Source organism: Niallia sp. FSL W8-0951 (assembly GCF_038006525.1).
In the GTDB taxonomy this organism is placed as follows: domain Bacteria; phylum Bacillota; class Bacilli; order Bacillales; family Cytobacillaceae; genus Niallia; species Niallia circulans.
In genome coordinates this window covers 130,625-147,844 of record NZ_JBBOVK010000004.1, presented here as the reverse complement: position 1 = coordinate 147,844, position 17,220 = coordinate 130,625, and the positions used below count along the sequence as shown (strand labels likewise).

The window sequence follows — 17,220 nt, the reverse complement described above, 5'->3', positions numbered from 1 at the left end:
TTAGCTGCCTCCCCTCTTCACAAGCATTGTCAGCAGTAAATCTTCTGCCTCTTCTGCTAATTCTTGTTTTTCTTCAGCTGTAAGCTCTTCTAAAAAGCGATGGGCCTTTGAATGCTGAAATAAAGGTGCAACTGCTTCATTCACTAGTTCGAAATCTTTTGTTACAGCAAATAATTCTTCATAAAATGCCGATTCCCTTAACAAATTCTCTTTTAACCATTCTATATTTTCCTGTACTTTTATCGAGTTAATCCAGACAAAGAAGTCTGCCTCTATCTCCTCTTGCTGAAGGATCTCCAATAAATCAGAAGCTAGAAAAGAGTCTTGTAAGCGCAGTTGCTCTATCTCTAGTGAAATAATGTAAGAATATTTCCTATCTCCTATTGCATCCATTTCTTTCCGACAGAGCTTGTATAAATCATCAAAGGTATGGACAGAGCTGGCATCTATTTTCACATTCTTCCAAATCACTTCTGATGTTGGGATAAATTCTAAGCTGGCATCCCCATCGCTTAGTTCCACATAGTAGCATCCCTTTACTTCTGTTTCCTTTTTATGTCTTCCTTGTATGTTTCCTGGATAGACAATCGGGGGAACAGACTCTAACAATTCCCGTTTATGGATATGTCCCAATGCCCAATAATCCATTTTTTTAGCAAGCAAATCCCTCACTTGAAAAGGAGCATAGGCACTGTGTTCAGTCGATCCCTCTAAATTGCCATGCAAAATCCCTATATGAAAATGCGCCTCATCGCTTCGTTCGTATTCATCAATTCTTCGCTCTTTAATATGTCTTGTTTCATAACTAAACCCATAGAGATTCGCCGATAAATTATTTTTCACATATTTTTTTACTGTTACCATTGATGGAAAAACATGAACATTAGGAGGCAATTCTATTTGTACCCAGCTTCCATTTAAGTGATCATGATTTCCATGTATCAGATACACTTCTATTTGCTCTTCCTCTAAGCGAAGCATTTCATTTCGAAAGCGAATTTGCGCTTTTATACTTCTATCTTCCCCATCATATATATCTCCGGCAATAATTATAAAGTCTACTTTTTTGCTGATGGCTGCATCAATAACCTTTTTAAATGCAGTAAACGTACTTTCTTTTAGTTTGTTATGTATTGTTGTAGGCAAATTCTTCAATCCAACCATGGGGCTGTCTAAATGTAAATCTGCACAATGTATAAAGGATATTCCCATACTCTCACGTCCTAAAACTATTTGCTTCTATTCTACCATGCTAAAAATACGAATGCACGTTCTTATCCTTATTTGCTGCTTGTTTTTGGATAATAAAAAATGCCCCACTTATTATGAGGCATTTTCCGAATTATTCTTTTTTCGTTAGCTGCAGGGCTTTTTTAATATCTTTATAAGAGTTAGATTTTCCGTACATAAGAACTCCGCCTTTATATACTCTTGCACCAAAAATAGCAAGAATCATAATGGTTGCCACTAAAACAACAATTCCTAAAATAGGTTCCCAAACTGGCAAATTCAGCATTCCTACTCTCATAAACATAAGCATTGGTGTAAAGAATGGGATATAAGAAGTAATTGTTACAAAAGTGGTATCAGGTGCGCTTAATCCGAACATCGCAATCATAAATCCGGCCACAATTAATAATGTCATTGGCGTTATCATTTGCTGCACATCTTCAATTCTACTTACAAGCGAACCTAGCAATGCAGCCAGAGTGGCATATAGGAAATAACCTAAAATAAAGAAGATAGCTGCATAAATAATGGTGCTTACTGGCACCTCGCTAAATCCGAGAAATCCTTCCACCGAACCTAGGCTTTCATTGCGAGTTAATGAAAAATAACCTACAAGCATCAATATCGCCAGCTGTGTTAAGCTTAATAATCCGATTCCAAGAATTTTGGCAAACATATGCTTAATTGGAGATACACTTGAAATTAAGATTTCCATTACTCGGGATGATTTTTCAGTCGCCACTTCTGTCGCTATCATATTGGCATATAGGATAACGGCAAAATATATTAAAAATAAGAGAACATAGACTAACCCTCTAGCCTGGTTTAATTCTTCTTCTGTCTTTGCATCTTTCTCAAGAGCAATTTTTTCAAAAGCAACAGGTTCATTCAATTTCGTAAGCTGCTCATTCGTTAAATTGAGTTGATTCGCTGCTAATTGACTTTTAACCATTTGAATACTGTTGGTAATATTATCAGAAATAGTTGTTTCTGCAATATCCATTGTATAATAAGTCGCTATAGGTAATTTACTTTCATCCATATCCACTATCAGTAAGCCACTATACTTTCCTTCTTCTACTTCTTGTTTAGCTGCTTCTTCACTGTCCTTATAAGCAACTAATTTTAAATCTTCATTTAACGTCTCTGTCGCCTCTTGAATTGCTGGTAATAAAGAATTGCTTTGATCAATTACGGCTACTTCCGTCTTTCCTTCATCACTAGAAAAAGTATCGATAATGGTAGTAATATTTGTTAGTGCAACCACAAATATTAAAGTAATAGCCGTTGTAATTAGAAATGATTTCGTTTTGAACTTACTTAAAAAGGTATGAAATAAGATAACCCAAAAACTATTCAAGAGAAGCACCTACCTTTTCGATAAAAATATCATTTAAAGAAGGCTCTTCTAATGCAAATTTGCGAATAAAGCCTTTTCCAACTATATCATTTAAGATTCGCTCCGCAACTTCTTCTCCTTCAATTTGCAGAGAAACACCTTCTGCTGTTTCTTTTAATTTTAATACGCCTGGATAGCGAATTAAATGTGTCAAATCAAAATCTGCATGTATGGTTACATTCTTCTTCCCAAAGCTCCTCTTAATATCCTTAAGCGAGCCATGAACAACAGGCTTTCCTTTATGCATGATACATAGATGCTGGCATAATTCCTCGACATGCTCCATCCGGTGACTAGAGAAAACAATACTTGTTCCTTTATTTTTCAAATCTACTACAGCACTTTTTAACTGCTCCACATTTACTGGGTCTAACCCACTGAATGGCTCATCTAAAATTAGTAGTTTAGGCTTATGTAAAACAGCACTAATAAATTGAATTTTTTGTTGGTTTCCTTTGGAGAGCTCCTCAACTTTTTTATCCATGTATTCAGGAACCTTAAAGCGGTTTAGCCAATATTCTAGCTCACTTAATGCTGCTTTTTTTTCCATGCCTCTAAGTCTCGCTAGATAGATAAGCTGATCTCGTACTTTTAGTTTTGGATATAGACCTCGCTCTTCCGGCAGATATCCAATATATGGACTTGTTGAGTAATTAATCGGCTTACCATCCCAAGTTATTTGTCCTGCTGTACTTTCTAATATTCCTAAAATCATGCGAAAAGTTGTCGTCTTTCCTGCTCCATTTCCTCCAAGAAAGCCGAACATTTCATTTTCAGGAATCGAAATAGATAAATCATCTACTGCTGTGAACGAACCAAATTTTTTTGTCACGTTTCTTAGCTCTAATGACACAAAATCCCCTCCTCACTCTTTTATACGAATAGAACAGTAAAAGGTTTCAATGAATATTGGCTATTATTTGTAGGAAATACAAAATGCTTAAACATTTAGTGGAATAGAACGGAGTTATGTTGATTTTCATAAAAAAAGCTGCTGTTTACTCCATTGAGTCTCTAGCAGCAGCTTTTTTCTTTAATGTGGTAAAAACACTAATTGATAAAGGAATAATACGGCAAATACGTAAACGAGTGGATGAACCGTCTTTCCCTTTCCTTTTACTAGCTTTAATAATGGATAAGAGATAAATCCAAGAGCAATTCCTGTTGCGATGCTTGATGTAAGCGGCATGCTTAGGATGACTATAAAGGCTGGGAATGCTTCATCAAACTCTGACCATTTCACATCACTTATTGCCCCCATCATCAAGCTTCCTACAATTATTAGGGCTGGAGCTGTAATAGCAGATAAACCAGAAATGCTGCTCACTAAAGGAGCAAAAAAGGCAGAAATAATAAATAAAACCGCAATTGTAACACCAGTTAAACCAGTACGGCCGCCTGCTGCAACACCTGATGTCGATTCAATAAAAGCAGTGGTTGGGCTTGTCCCAAACATTGCGCCAACAGATGTTCCAAGTGAATCAGCAAGAAGTGCCTGCCTTGCTTTTGGAAGCTTATTATTTTTTATTAATCCAGCTTGCTCAGCCACCCCAATCATCGTACCAGTGGTATCAAAAATCGTTACCAATAAAAAGGAGAAAACGACAGCGTACAATCCATGTTGAATAACATCGCCAAATGCTGAAATTGGATTGCTAATGATAAGGCCTTCTGGTAAATGCGGGCTTGCCATAATTCCATTTTCAAAGGATAAGTAACCAGTAAAGTAAGCGATAATGCTTGTTACAATCATCCCAATAAATAACGCACCTTTCATATTCAGACTAAACAGAACAATCGTAATAGCTAAACCAATAAGGGCGATTATAACAGTGGGAGACTGAAGATCTCCTAGTCCAACTAGATTTTCTGGATTGGCAACAATAATTCCCGTTTGTCTCAACCCGATAAATGCTATAAATAAACCAATACCAGCTGTTATTCCATGTTTCAAATTATCTGGAATAGCTTGAATTAACTTTTCTCTAAATGATGTTAATGACAAGATAACAAAAATAATACCGGCAACAAATACTGCAGACAGTGCTACCGTATAATCGACGTTATTATTTCCAACAACCGAAAAAGCAAAGTATGCGTTTAACCCCATACCCGGTGCAATAGCAATAGGATAGTTTGCAAATAAAGCCATCCACAATGTCCCGATAGTAGCTGCTATGATGGTTGCTAGGAATACTTGGTCAAATGGAATTCCTGCTTCTTTTAAAATTCCTGGATTGACTACTACTATGTAAACCATTGTTAAGAAAGTTGTGAATCCAGCCATTAACTCTGTTTTCACAGTTGTATTATTTTCCTTTAACTTAAACATGAAAGAACCTCCAAAAAACGAACATTTAAAAACAACATTATCTATGTTATTCGTTTTTACTGCAAAAAGCAACTATTTTTCTCGATCGAAAAATGGCAATTTAGTGAAATACCTTTATTAGTTTGACACCAGTCTTTCTTTTCCATACGAAAATAAACCACAGAAACAAAAAAAATCTACCAGAACGGAAATAGTTCTAATAGATTTTTAATGATCCTTATTTAGATGCTTCTAATGAATAATGTTCATTTAACAAAGCAATTTTTTTATCTGTATATTCCACGAAACTTTCATTATATGTTTTAGGATGCTTGGGATTAGAGAATTGGGTAATCTTCCCCGTAACAGGATGAATAAACTTGCTGGACGCTCCACAGCCTACACCAATAACCGTCTGCAGTTCTTCCATCATCATAATATTATAGATACTTTCCTGGTTTTTCTTCGAATAGCCGACATTCTCTAAATTTCCTAGAATATTTTTCTGACGGTATAAATAGTAAGGAACATAATCATGTTTCTCTGTCCATTCTTCCGCCATCTTCATCATTTCCTGAATTTCCTCTCTATCTGCTACCTTGTATCTGGATTTATTACGCGTCATTTCAGACGCACGTTTAAATGACAGGGTATGAACAGTCAGTGATTCAGGCATTAACTCTTCTGTTTTATCAAGAGAATATTGAAATTCCTCCACACCTTCACCTGGAAGTCCAATAATTAAATCCATATTAATATTATTCATGCCATGCTTACGTGCTAAATGATATTTATCAATTGTTTCTTCTACTGTATGATGCCTGCCAATCGCTTTTAAGGTTTGTTGTGTATACGATTGGGGATTAATACTAATTCGATCGATATTGTATTTTTTTAACACTTCCAGTTTATCTGGCGTAATCGTATCCGGTCTGCCTGCTTCAACCGTGATTTCACGAATGTTTTCTACATTTGGAAAAGAATCATGCATACGCTCATAAAGCATGTCCATTTCTTCGGCTGAAATACTTGTTGGTGTCCCTCCACCATAATAGACGGTTGTTATATTAATATTTTTTTCTTTCAGCCAGTCCCCTATCTTTTCCATTTCATAATGAAGACCGCCTAAAAAGGAGGAAACAGAGCCTTGTCGTCCATTAATGGCATACGCTGGGAACGTACAGTAAGCACATTTTGTCGGACAAAACGGAATTCCAATATAGATGCTTACTTCTTTTTTCAAATCATATAAATCAGGAATCACTGCTAGTTGGCGATCAATGATTTTCTGCATGAGCTCGATTTTTTCATCGGACATTAAATATTCCTCACGAAGAGATTGATGCGCCTCTTCTATCGGTGTTTGCTTTTGCATATGACGATGAAGAAGTTTTGTTGGGCGAATGCCCGTTAAAATCCCCCATTTCTGCACCATACCTGTATACTCTTGCAGCATTAATAAATAACTTTTGGAAATGGCTTTTTTCATTTGCTTAAATATTTCTTTATCCGTTAATTGACTAAGATCTGCATGGCCGTTACATATAGTTTCTTCTTTTAATTCCTTGAGCTTGCCTTTTACGATAAATTCATGTCCAATAATTTCTGTTTCGAACTCAACATGAAGGTCTGCCTTTTCTTCTGGTTCCCTATAAAGCACCTTTGTATCTTCAAAAAACAAATTGCCTATGTGCTCTAACGGCCTAATATAACGTTCATCTGTTAACCCTTTTATATATATTTGTTTCATCGTTATTTTTCAACTCACCTTTTATTCTGAAATATTATCATGCTTTATTTAACCAATTATACTGTAGTGTAAAAAAAATAACTAGAAAGGTCAAAAGACTTTCTGTTAGCTATTCGAAAAAAGGGAACAGGAGAAGTCTCCGTATGACTTCTCCTCTATAAAAATATAAATAATAGCTATTTTATAATATTCATCTTGCGCAAAAAATCAATGGGATGCTGTTTACGGAAATGTTCCTTGACCATATAAGCAACCCCTTCTTGATCATTAGATCTCGTTACCCAGTCAGCCGCAATTTTCAACTGATTTGGAGCATTTCCCATTGCCACACCAAGACCTACTGCTTCAATTACCTCTAAATCGTCTAAGCCGTCTCCTATGGCAACCATTTCGCTGCTCTTTATTCCAAGCTTCTCCCCTAAAAGTAACAACCCGCTTCGTTTCGATACACCAGCTGGTAAAATATCTAGACGCAGCTCATTATGTTGAACAATATGGATATTGTCAAACATCTTTTCAAGCACTTCTTTTGCATCCTGGCAGTCTTTTTTCTCTTCAAAATAAACTTCCATTTTGGGCGGACTTACTGGTTCTTCTAATAAAACATCACTTAAAACATCGACAAATTGGTGGGAATAAAAGACTGGATCTCCAGACGACAAGACCGTTTTTGCAAGCATGTTATGATGGAGTTTTGATTTGTTAGCTAGTGAGAATTTTTCATGCACTAAACGAATTTGGCATATGAATCCTTCTAAGAATCGGACAATATCTGATGTAAGGTCTTCTGCGATTCGTTTAACAAAAATAGTATCATCTTCATGATTGGCCACTAATGCTCCTTCGTGTGCCACGATGTAACTATTTAATTTCAACGCTTTTGCCACCTTTTTCGCAGAGGGCAAGCTCCTTGCGGTTACAAGCGTTACATAAATTCCCTTTTGCTGTACATATTCAATCGCCTCTTTCGTCGCTTTTGTTAAGCGCCCATTTGATTGAAGGAGAGTACCATCGATATTTAAAGCTAGTAAGCGATATATCATAAATTTCCCCCATTTCTTCGATGTATTGTCTTTATATATCATTTATGTAGAAAACAAGCATAATAGAACTTTTGAGGGAAGATTAAACAAAAGATGTATGGATTTATTCTAGTAAGATTTTGCAATGTGAGGGTTGGTTGTTAGATAGTAAAATCTAATCCATTCTGGTATCCATCTCTATGGAAAAAATTTCTTTTTACTTTTTTGAATAAAATAGGTCATTTTTTTTAAAATAATAAACGTAACACAAATTAAATTACTCAAGGAGGAAACATTCATCATGGCAAATAACAATTCAAATCAATTATTAGTTCCTGGAGTATCTCAAGCATTGGATCAAATGAAATATGAAATTGCATCAGAGTTTGGAGTAAACCTTGGAGCTGAAACTACTTCACGCGCTAACGGTTCTGTTGGTGGCGAAATCACTAAAAGATTAGTACAAATGGCTGAGCAACAACTTGGCGGCAGCAGATTCTAAGTAATAATTAAATAAATTTGGCTAATGGAGGACGGCGCCATGCCGTCCTCTTGTTTTATAAAAATAGCAAAAAGAAACGTCATCCCGCTACAAAAAAAAACCCCTACTAAAAGTAGAGGAGTTTTGCCAGTATTATTGTTGTTGAGCAGGACCATAAAGCTCTTCTAATGGTTTCATGATGATTTGGTTCAATTCACCAATTAATACGCTCATACGTTGTTCTGCTTCCATCAGTTTCGAAATACTTTCGTGTTGTTGAACAAGTGCTACTGTTTTTTGGGCTTGTTCTACTTCTTCTTGTGTAATTTCCTGACCAGACATTTGCTTTTGCTGAAGCTGTAATTGAATATTACGGAAATTATCAAACATTGCTTTCGCAGAAGGATCTCCATTTACCGTATCATACATCTTTTTCAATTCTGTATATTCATCACTTTGACGAATCGCTTTCTCTAAAGCATTAGCAGGATCATGTAAATTTACTGCCATTTAAACAACTCCTTTTCATTAACAATTGACTCCACTATAACAAACTATGCATCATAATACCAGAAATACCTCTATTTCAGAAATTCAAGAAAGCTTCTAAAAACTTATATAAGCTGTTCTTCCCATCTAATCGATAAATCTTTTTCCTATGTCTTTCACAACTCTGCTCATCTTTCATAAGATATATCAGCACCAAAATAGGCGAATATCCGTATTGCCTCTTCATAACTTGAAAACAAATGGGGAATCTGGATGACTCTGAAATTTTTGCAACTAACAAAAAAAGATGATTTTCAAAAAACACTAAAAGGATTATCTATTGCAATCAGTCCCTCTTTATTAAAATTTTTACAAGTGGATCTCCATGATGCCGTTTATGTATGTATAGCTAAAATGCTTATTCCAGTAAATGTACAAACACATTCTCTTGAAAAACAAGATATTGTTTTTAGTACAGATTTAGAAAAAAACTGGCCCATTCCTAAAGAAATCAACACCTATCTTCTGCCCTATTATCACAAGAATCAAATAATCCATTTAGGCCCTGTTATTGGTATATTAACAGACGTGAACGACGATAAAGAGGATATTTCTTTTCCTGCTATTCAACATCTATGCAAGGAATTGACGGAAGAATTAACGCAAATAGGCGGATTCTTTTATCTGTTCGGATTACAGCATGTTCAAGATGATTTCGTTCACGGTTATTTTTTTGCTAATAACACCTGGTCTAAACAACTATTCCCTTATCCGAATGTTGTTTATAATCGCCTTCATTCGCGAAAGGCAGAGGCAAGTACTTCTTTTTTGAAGCTCAAAAAAATATTAGAAGACAAAGAAATTCCTATTTTTAATAGTAAATTTTTTTCAAAGGATGAAACATATCAACTTCTCGTTAAAGATGCAGCAGCTGCTCTCCATTTACCGGTAACGGAGCCTTTAACTGCTGAAAACTTACACTTTATGCTAAAGCATTTTCCAGTTCTCTATGTGAAACCTGTTCATGGAAGCCAAGGCAGAAATATCATTCATATTGAGTCCATTAACAATAATTCTATTGCTACCATTTCTTCTGGAAAAAAGAAAGGAAAAAGCCAGCTTTTCACGGAAGAAAAAAAACTCTGGAAATGGCTAGAACGCTATAGTAAGAGAAGATCCTATATTTGCCAGCAAGGAATAGACTTTCAAAAATGGCAAGGGCGCGCCCTTGACTTTCGTATTCTTTGCCACAAAAACTACCAAGGGAACTGGACGATAACATCTACCGTTGCTAGGATTGCCCAAAAGAATGCAATTGTTGCCAATCTTGCCCAAGGCGCAGAGATGAAGCCTGCAAAAGCTGTGTTAAATGAATTGCTGCATACAGAAAATGCAGAACAAAAATTAGAGGAATTAAAAATATTAGCAATCAAAATTGCCAATCTCCTCAATAAAAATACAGATGGATACTTAGGTGAACTTGGAATTGACATCGGTATGGATAAACAGGGACACTTATGGATCATTGAGGTAAACTCTAAACCTTCTAAGAAATTAGAGGAACATATTGAAAAAACAAGGCCATCCACAAAAGCTTTACTTGAATATTTTATTACACTTTCCTTTTCCCCTTGTTTAAAGGAGCTATCAGACGATGAATAATTTCGGGATCATGTCATTATCCCTCGACCATGAAAATCATTACATTCACCAAATCGCAAAATATGGAAGGGATTTCGGATTTACTATTTATCATTTTGTCCCTTCTACTTATCATCCCTTTACACATACCGTAAAAGGAAAACAATATATACCAGATTCAGATAGTTGGATAGAAGCAGAATTTCCAGTTCCTTCTATTCTATATGATCGCTGCTTTTATCATGATGATTCACATTCCATTCAATGCAAAAATATTATTCAGTGGCTGAAAAAACAGCCAACAATTACCTTTCTCGGCAATGGATTGCCAAACAAATGGAAACTATACCAAATATTATGCGAGTCAGAACTTTCTGCATATATTCCTGAAACTTTTCTCTTACAATCAGCCAAACAAATAAATTTTCAACCCTTAAATCCCGTCATTATTAAACCAATAAATGGTTCTCAAGGAAATGGACTTTATTTTATTAGAAAGCAAAATAATGAAATCTTAGTTAGAACAGATAAAAAAGAAAAAACAATAGAAAAAATATTTTCGGATCAGGTGACTTTTAATAAATGGCTTGACCAGCTTTTAAATAGAAACGCTTATATCATGCAGGCACATCTTCCCCTTGCTAACAAAGAAGACCAGCCATTTGATATTCGTGCTTTTCTGCAAAAAAATCCAAACGAAGAATGGAACATTATCGAAAAAGGAGTCCGCATTGGCGAAAAAGGAAGAATTATTTCTAATTTAAGTGCTGGTGCGTCGATTTTCCCATTTGAAGATTGGTTTCAAACTGCTCACTTTCCATTAAAAGGCTTTCTTAAACAAGAGATGGAGGAAATTCTTACTCTCCTTCCTTCTATTTTAGAAAATTCCTTCTCTGCATTATTTGAGATTGGCGTAGATATTGGCATTTCACCAAATGGGTCGTTATGGATTCTTGATGTAAATTCAAAACCAGGGAGAAAGGTAATCATGACAGCATATCCACATCTATGTGAAAAGCTATATAAAGCCCCAATCCTTTATGCTGCTAAACTTGCTGATGAAAAAAGGAGGAATCGAGATGAAGAAACTATATCCTATCGAAATAATCTCTAACAGCGAACATACTGTCTACTTACCAACGGACTTTGAAACAAATAAAAATTTGAAAATGATTGCATTTGGAGCCGTCAGCAAAGAAGCCACTATAAAAAAACATAAAAAATCAAAAAATATGATAGGCATTAGTTCCGATCTTTTTAAAGATTTACTACTGCCTTCCAGCAGTTCAAATGTGCACTTATTTTCAGATGACGAAACCATCTATATTGGACCACTCGTAGGCATATTCACTTCAGGCTTTTCAACAATTAAAGTTCGCCCAATCGGAGATCGTTCGATTCTATTTTCTAAACTTCTTTCTGTCCAAAAAACAGTTGGAGTCATTGCTTTCCTATTTGGAGAGCAGCATATTAATTGGGAAACAGGAACGATTCATGGACTATTTTATGAAGATGGCTGGAAATCAGTAGAGGTTCCTTTTCCTAATGTCGTTTATGACCGTATCCCAAATCGCCGAATTGAAAATCTCCACCGAATCCAGACCGTTAAAACCCGATTACAGAAAGAATATTCTATATCCTGGTATAATCCTGGCTTCTTTAACAAGCTCGATATTTATGAACGGCTTCTTCAGGATGACAGTATTTCCGATTATTTGCCTGAAACCCATGCACTCACTAATTTTTCTGTCATTGAAAGAATGCTGAGCAACTTTGGCAATGTTTATATCAAGCCTAAAAATGGAAGCCTTGGTAAGGGAATCTACCAAATACTATTTGATAAAAAGGATGGCTGCTATTATACTCGCTTTAAAGATGAGGAGCAGGGCAATCGCTTGATGAAATTTGATCATTTAGAAGGATTAATGAATCACTTATTTGAAAATCAGAATTTATCTCATTATATCGTTCAACAAGGTATTCACTTAATTCGTTCAGAAAAAAAATCAGTTGATTTCCGTGTGCATACCAATAAAAATAAAGATGGCAAATGGGAAATGACGGCAATGGCCGCAAAAATTGCAGGCACCGGCAGTGTTACCACTCATCTTAATAATGGTGGTACGGTTAAAGCAATCGAGGAATTAACCAATACAGATCTTAATTGCGAAGAAATAAGCAATAAACTATCTAAGGCTTCCTTGCAAATAAGTAAGGCCCTGGAAAAACAAATGGAAGGATACATCGGAGAAATCGGCTTTGATTTAGGATTGGACCGAAAAGGACGCGTATGGTTATTCGAAGCCAATGCAAAGCCGGGAAGAAGTATTTTTAAGCACCCTTCTCTTAGAAAATTCGATTTAGAAACACGCAGAAAATCACTCGAATACGCAGTCTTCCTAATGGATCAAAGTATTAAAAGTCTTGAGGATATCTACCAATGAATATTTATTATGATTCCGAAAAAGAATGTTGGTACACAGCCTCGCGGGACACTTACTTTTTTGGGACATCTAACATGCGCTTAGCTACTTCAAAGCCAGCTGCCAACCATGCAGCTTTCCCAATTGTCCCACACGAAAATAAGGTTGGTCCATTAATCGGAATTATGATTGCAAGAAATAAGCATAATAAATTAATTGGAAATGGAGAGCTCTTTAAACAGCTACAGGAAAAACTTCAACAACATGCAGGAGGAATTATCGTTATCTTTCCTCCTGAAAACTTACAGATAGAAAAACTAACGGGATATATATTTTGTTCCAGCAGAAACAGTTGGATAAAAGCGATTACTCCGTTACCAAACATCGTTTATAATCGTGTTCCTTTTCGAAAAACAGAGAAGCAGGAACCCTTTCAGACAGCCGTATCTTTATTGAAAGAACAAGAAATCCCCTTTTTTAACGCTTCATTTATTAATAAATGGGAGCTTCATCAATTATTTCGTGATTCTCCCTTATTAAAAGAGCATTTGCCTAAAACCATTCTTTTAAAGCAGAAGGAAGACTTTGCTGATTTTCTGCTTACGTATAAAAATATTTATTTAAAACCAGTAGAAGGCTTTAAGGGGAAAAATATTTACCGTATCAGATTAAAACAAAACGATTCTATCCATGTCAGTACAACCGAGGAGACCAAATACTACTCTACTTTAAATCAAGTCTGGGAACAGTATCAGCAAGATTGGCTCCAAAGACAGTACTTGCTCCAAGAAGAAATTGACGGAGCTTTATACAATGGAAATCGCTATGATTTTCGCCTATTAGTTACCTTTGAAGAAAATCACTATGTCCTTACTGGGGTGGGGGTGAGACAATCAACCCAGCAGAATGTTACAACCCATATACCTTCCGGCGGAAAATTACTTTCCTATCAGGAAGTACAACAAAAAGAGCATGACTTATTTTTCCAAAAAATAGTTGATCACTGTGGAATCTTGTTAACTCAAAAATATGGTTTTACCGGAGAATTTTCCATCGACGCCTGTGTTGATAAGAATGGCCGGTATTATCTTTTCGAGATTAATGCCAAACCAATGTTATTTGACGAAAAAGAAATTGAAGAAAAACGATGCCAGCAGCTAATAAAGCTTTTTTATTCATTAACTAATTTCCCCTTTCAGAATAAATCGCAGGAGATGACCCATCCTAAAACTTAGGAGGGATTATCATGAAAAAAGCTAAAAAAGATCTCGCATACGAGGGAAAAGAAAAAGCTTATTTAGATATTGATCGAATCATAAATGAAGGGTTAGCAGGTGGAGCAGTAATAAATAGAGAAAATAACACAAATATGGAGGAAGCAAGAGAACTACCGGAAGAAGAACCCCCTCATCTAATCGAATAAACTGTTTAGGCATCCCCTCCTTTCGCTTATTATTGGCAAAGGGGATGCTTTTTTGCTTTCATTCGATTGATTTAAAGATTTTGTCAGCTAATGTAACGGATTTTCCAGCCAGATTTTTGTTTTATCACCCAAATCTGTGGGCTTTTCAGCCAAACTTTTGGTTTATCAGCCAAAACACCGGACTTTTCAGCCAAACTTTTATTTTATCAGCCAAAACCCCACTCTTTTCAGCCAAACTCCCCTTTTATCAGCCAAAACACCACTCTTTTCAGCCAAACTTCCTCACCATAAACCATCATCATCACTTGCCCCTTTTCTATAAAACGGTATAGAATAAAATTATGAAAAAATTTCGGAGGGATCCATCTATTGAAGCATAAATTATTAGCCTATTATAAACATAGTTTGGAGCAAGCAGCCCCCCCCTCACCATCACAGCTTTCCGATTACTATTGGTTCAAGGTTGATTTTCAAGATGATTGGATTGGGATTCAAAAACGGGAGATTGATGGCTCTCAGCTAGAATTATTGAAAGCTTGCTATGATTTTTTCCAACCAGATGAAACTCTAGAAAAGGAAGAATATGCTTGGAATCAATATCTATATTTTAACGGAGAACAGCCCTCTTTCAAAAATATGGAGACAGTACGTTTTATCCAGTTTCATATTAAAGGTGATACGGCTTCTATTGAAAGAAAATTAATTGAATCGGCATTTGATGGTTTTATTCATGAAAATAGTCTTATTATTTGGAACGGCTCCAATGAAGGGGCTGTAATAGAGCAAAATGCACAATATTTAGAGGAGGAAGATTTCACCGCTCTTGCACAAGCATTGCAATCCGATTTCTTTTTTTCCATTTGCTTTTACATGGGAAAAGAGCTGAAACTTAATAGTTCTATTCCGGTTATTTTTGGACAAGAACGAAACTTATTTTCAAAGGGTTTAGCATTTATGCCGAAATCCACCGTTCTTAGCTTAGAAACGATTCTTCCTAACCTGTTAATCAGCAGACTGAAGGAAGACGAACTTGATTTATTTAAAGAATGGTTTTCCATTTTTGAAGAAGACAAAGAATTACTGCTTACCATCAAAACATTTATTGAAAACAATGGACACAGCACTAATACAGCAAAACAATTGTTTATCCATCGCAATACCTTACAATACCGACTTGATAAGTTTACAGAAAAAACAGGTTTGAACCTAAAGAATTATCATTCCTATATCACCACCTATCTTGCCTGCCTATTCTACACTAGCGGGAAGTAGCTCATAAAGCCATTATTGGCTTTTTTTATGGAGAAATTTCTATACAAGTTCTTAGGCATTTTGCTCAAAACTCTGTAAGCGTTTTTCATGCATTTCGCCAATTTGAAAACGGTATCAAAAATGGTAAAGTAGAATTATCAAATTGGTAGGGGGAAAACAAAATGGCAGAACTAGTGTTAAAGAATATTTATAAAATCTATGATGAAAAAGTAGAAGCGGTTAAAGATTTTAATTTACACATTCAGGATAAAGAATTTATCGTATTTGTTGGTCCTTCTGGTTGCGGTAAGTCTACAACTCTACGTATGATTGCTGGTCTTGAAGATATTTCAAAAGGTGATTTCTATATTGATGAGTTACGTGTGAATGATGTTGCACCAAAAGATCGTGATATCGCGATGGTTTTCCAAAACTACGCTCTATACCCACATATGACAGTTTATGATAATATGGCATTTGGTTTAAAGCTTCGTAAATTCCCTAAAGCGGAAATTGAAGAAAGAGTAAATAACGCTGCAAGAATTTTAGGATTAGAAGAATATTTAAAAAGAAAACCAAAAGCATTATCCGGTGGACAACGTCAAAGGGTTGCACTAGGCCGTGCTATTGTTCGTGATGCAAAAGTATTCTTAATGGATGAGCCATTATCAAACTTAGATGCTAAATTACGTGTGCAAATGCGTGCTGAAATTTCAAAGCTTCACCAAAGACTGCAAACTACTACTATTTATGTAACGCATGACCAAACAGAAGCAATGACAATGGCTTCAAGACTTGTTGTTATGAAGGACGGAGTTATCCAACAAGTTGGTGCTCCAAAAGAAGTCTATGAAAAACCTGAAAATGTTTTCGTTGGCGGATTCATTGGTTCACCAGCAATGAACTTCTTTGAAGGAAAAGTAGTAGACAATAAATTAGTACTCGGCGATAATGCTTTCATTATTCCAGAAGGAAAATTAAAGACATTACGTGAACAAAATTATATCGGTAAAGAAGTTATTTTTGGTATCCGACCAGAAGATATTCATGATGAATTGGTATTCTTAAATAGTTCAGAAAATACAAGTTTTGATGCGAAAGTAGAAGTGTTTGAATTAACAGGTGCAGAAAGTCTTGTATATTCTACTCTTTCTGGAAAGGAATTTGTTGCTCGCTTAGATTCTAGAGCAGACCTTCAAGCTGGTCAATCTGTAAAATTAGCACTTGATATGAATAAAGGTCACTTCTTTGATAAAGAAACAGAACTTCGTATTCGTTAATAAAAAAAGTTAAATTCAAAGCTTACCTTGCTGATGCATGGTAAGCTTTTATTAATGGTTAGCCTCTATTCCTGGATAAACAATACCTCTTCTTGTCCACATTGTGGACAAAGCACAAGATGGGGACATAAATGTGATGATAAATCCTGATAGCCGTTTTCTAGCTTCATTTGATCAATCGGCATATAGGCACTATAGTCATCATAATAATCCATCACTCTGCCCTTGTCTTCTATGCGATAACCACAATTAGAGCAGGTTCTTTCTAAACTTTCCAAGCCATTACAGATAGGACAAATGGAGCCCATTTCAAATCCACCTCTCTTGATTCCGCCCCTAAAATCATCTTTTTTATGCGTTAAATTTATTCTTACCTTTAGTTTCTCTATTGATTTAGAAACTATCCAGCAGGAATAAAAGGAATTAATTTCCTTGATTTTTTCTAGAATAAGATAATGAAATCCAACCATAATAATAGTACAAGCAGCAACCAAGGTAAGAGCAAACATAAGCATCTATC

The 17,220-nt window shown here is 35.6% G+C and carries 16 protein-coding genes; 8 read left to right on the top strand and 8 right to left on the bottom strand.

The annotated features are described in order from the left end of the window. From NSS71_RS25165 to NSS71_RS25140, 6 genes are all read right to left on the bottom strand, one after another. On the bottom strand, nucleotides 1-1,212 hold the full coding sequence (locus NSS71_RS25165; RefSeq protein WP_144581049.1) for a metallophosphoesterase family protein: 1,212 nt from the start codon (nucleotides 1,210-1,212) through the stop codon (nucleotides 1-3). Nucleotides 1,213-1,342: 130 nt separating this feature from the next. Beyond that, nucleotides 1,343-2,590: an ABC transporter permease gene (locus NSS71_RS25160; RefSeq protein ID WP_047943049.1), complete on the bottom strand. Its 1,248-nt coding sequence runs from the start codon at nucleotides 2,588-2,590 to the stop codon at nucleotides 1,343-1,345. Further along, a complete protein-coding gene (locus NSS71_RS25155; protein ID WP_047943048.1) occupies nucleotides 2,583-3,482 on the bottom strand; it encodes an ABC transporter ATP-binding protein in 900 nt (299 codons plus the stop codon). The genes NSS71_RS25160 and NSS71_RS25155 overlap by 8 nt, the downstream gene beginning before the upstream one ends. A gap of 180 nt (nucleotides 3,483-3,662) precedes the next feature. Next, nucleotides 3,663-4,961, bottom strand: coding sequence for an NCS2 family permease (locus NSS71_RS25150; protein WP_047943046.1), 1,299 nt, complete (start codon nucleotides 4,959-4,961; stop codon nucleotides 3,663-3,665). A gap of 217 nt (nucleotides 4,962-5,178) precedes the next feature. Further along, nucleotides 5,179-6,690, bottom strand: a complete 1,512-nt coding sequence (locus NSS71_RS25145; protein ID WP_341152149.1) for a coproporphyrinogen III oxidase — start codon at nucleotides 6,688-6,690, stop codon at nucleotides 5,179-5,181. Nucleotides 6,691-6,866: 176 nt separating this feature from the next. Next, a complete protein-coding gene (locus NSS71_RS25140) occupies nucleotides 6,867-7,733 on the bottom strand; it encodes a Cof-type HAD-IIB family hydrolase (protein WP_047943043.1) in 867 nt (288 codons plus the stop codon). Nucleotides 7,734-8,013: 280 nt separating this feature from the next. On the opposite strand from NSS71_RS25140, the gene NSS71_RS25135 reads away from it, so the two are divergent. Continuing rightward, nucleotides 8,014-8,214: an alpha/beta-type small acid-soluble spore protein gene (locus NSS71_RS25135; protein ID WP_047943041.1), complete on the top strand. Its 201-nt coding sequence runs from the start codon at nucleotides 8,014-8,016 to the stop codon at nucleotides 8,212-8,214. A gap of 132 nt (nucleotides 8,215-8,346) precedes the next feature. Here NSS71_RS25135 and NSS71_RS25130 read toward each other — a convergent pair whose 3' ends face one another. Then, nucleotides 8,347-8,703 (bottom strand): YlbF family regulator, encoded by a 357-nt coding sequence (locus NSS71_RS25130; protein ID WP_047943039.1) that lies wholly within the window; start codon nucleotides 8,701-8,703, stop codon nucleotides 8,347-8,349. Between the two features lie 252 nt (nucleotides 8,704-8,955). Between NSS71_RS25130 and NSS71_RS25125 the strand changes: the two genes are divergently transcribed. From NSS71_RS25125 to NSS71_RS25095, 7 genes are all read left to right on the top strand, one after another. Then, nucleotides 8,956-10,344: a YheC/YheD family endospore coat-associated protein gene (locus NSS71_RS25125; protein ID WP_341152148.1), complete on the top strand. Its 1,389-nt coding sequence runs from the start codon at nucleotides 8,956-8,958 to the stop codon at nucleotides 10,342-10,344. Beyond that, complete coding sequence (locus NSS71_RS25120; protein WP_341152147.1) at nucleotides 10,337-11,437, top strand: YheC/YheD family endospore coat-associated protein; 1,101 nt, start codon at nucleotides 10,337-10,339, stop codon at nucleotides 11,435-11,437. Before NSS71_RS25125 ends, NSS71_RS25120 begins: the two co-directional genes overlap by 8 nt. Next, nucleotides 11,403-12,767, top strand: a complete 1,365-nt coding sequence (locus NSS71_RS25115; protein WP_047943035.1) for a YheC/YheD family endospore coat-associated protein — start codon at nucleotides 11,403-11,405, stop codon at nucleotides 12,765-12,767. The genes NSS71_RS25120 and NSS71_RS25115 overlap by 35 nt, the downstream gene beginning before the upstream one ends. Next, complete coding sequence (locus NSS71_RS25110) at nucleotides 12,764-13,981, top strand: YheC/YheD family endospore coat-associated protein (RefSeq protein ID WP_341152146.1); 1,218 nt, start codon at nucleotides 12,764-12,766, stop codon at nucleotides 13,979-13,981. The genes NSS71_RS25115 and NSS71_RS25110 overlap by 4 nt, the downstream gene beginning before the upstream one ends. A gap of 11 nt (nucleotides 13,982-13,992) precedes the next feature. Further along, the gene (locus NSS71_RS25105; protein ID WP_162837586.1) at nucleotides 13,993-14,169 is read left to right on the top strand and encodes a hypothetical protein; all 177 of its coding nucleotides are present in this window, start codon (nucleotides 13,993-13,995) and stop codon (nucleotides 14,167-14,169) included. A 369-nt stretch (nucleotides 14,170-14,538) separates the two neighbouring features. Beyond that, entirely contained in the window at nucleotides 14,539-15,441 is a 903-nt protein-coding gene (locus NSS71_RS25100; protein ID WP_341152145.1) for a PucR family transcriptional regulator, read from the top strand. 161 nt (nucleotides 15,442-15,602) lie between these two features. Then, nucleotides 15,603-16,700, top strand: a complete 1,098-nt coding sequence (locus tag NSS71_RS25095; protein WP_061797584.1) for an ABC transporter ATP-binding protein — start codon at nucleotides 15,603-15,605, stop codon at nucleotides 16,698-16,700. A 65-nt stretch (nucleotides 16,701-16,765) separates the two neighbouring features. On the opposite strand, the gene NSS71_RS25765 is transcribed toward NSS71_RS25095, so the two are convergent. Continuing rightward, nucleotides 16,766-17,215 carry a hypothetical protein gene (locus tag NSS71_RS25765; RefSeq protein ID WP_369989585.1) on the bottom strand — a complete coding sequence of 150 codons (450 nt, stop codon included), beginning with the start codon at nucleotides 17,213-17,215 and terminating at the stop codon, nucleotides 16,766-16,768. Nucleotides 17,216-17,220 lie beyond the last annotated feature (5 nt).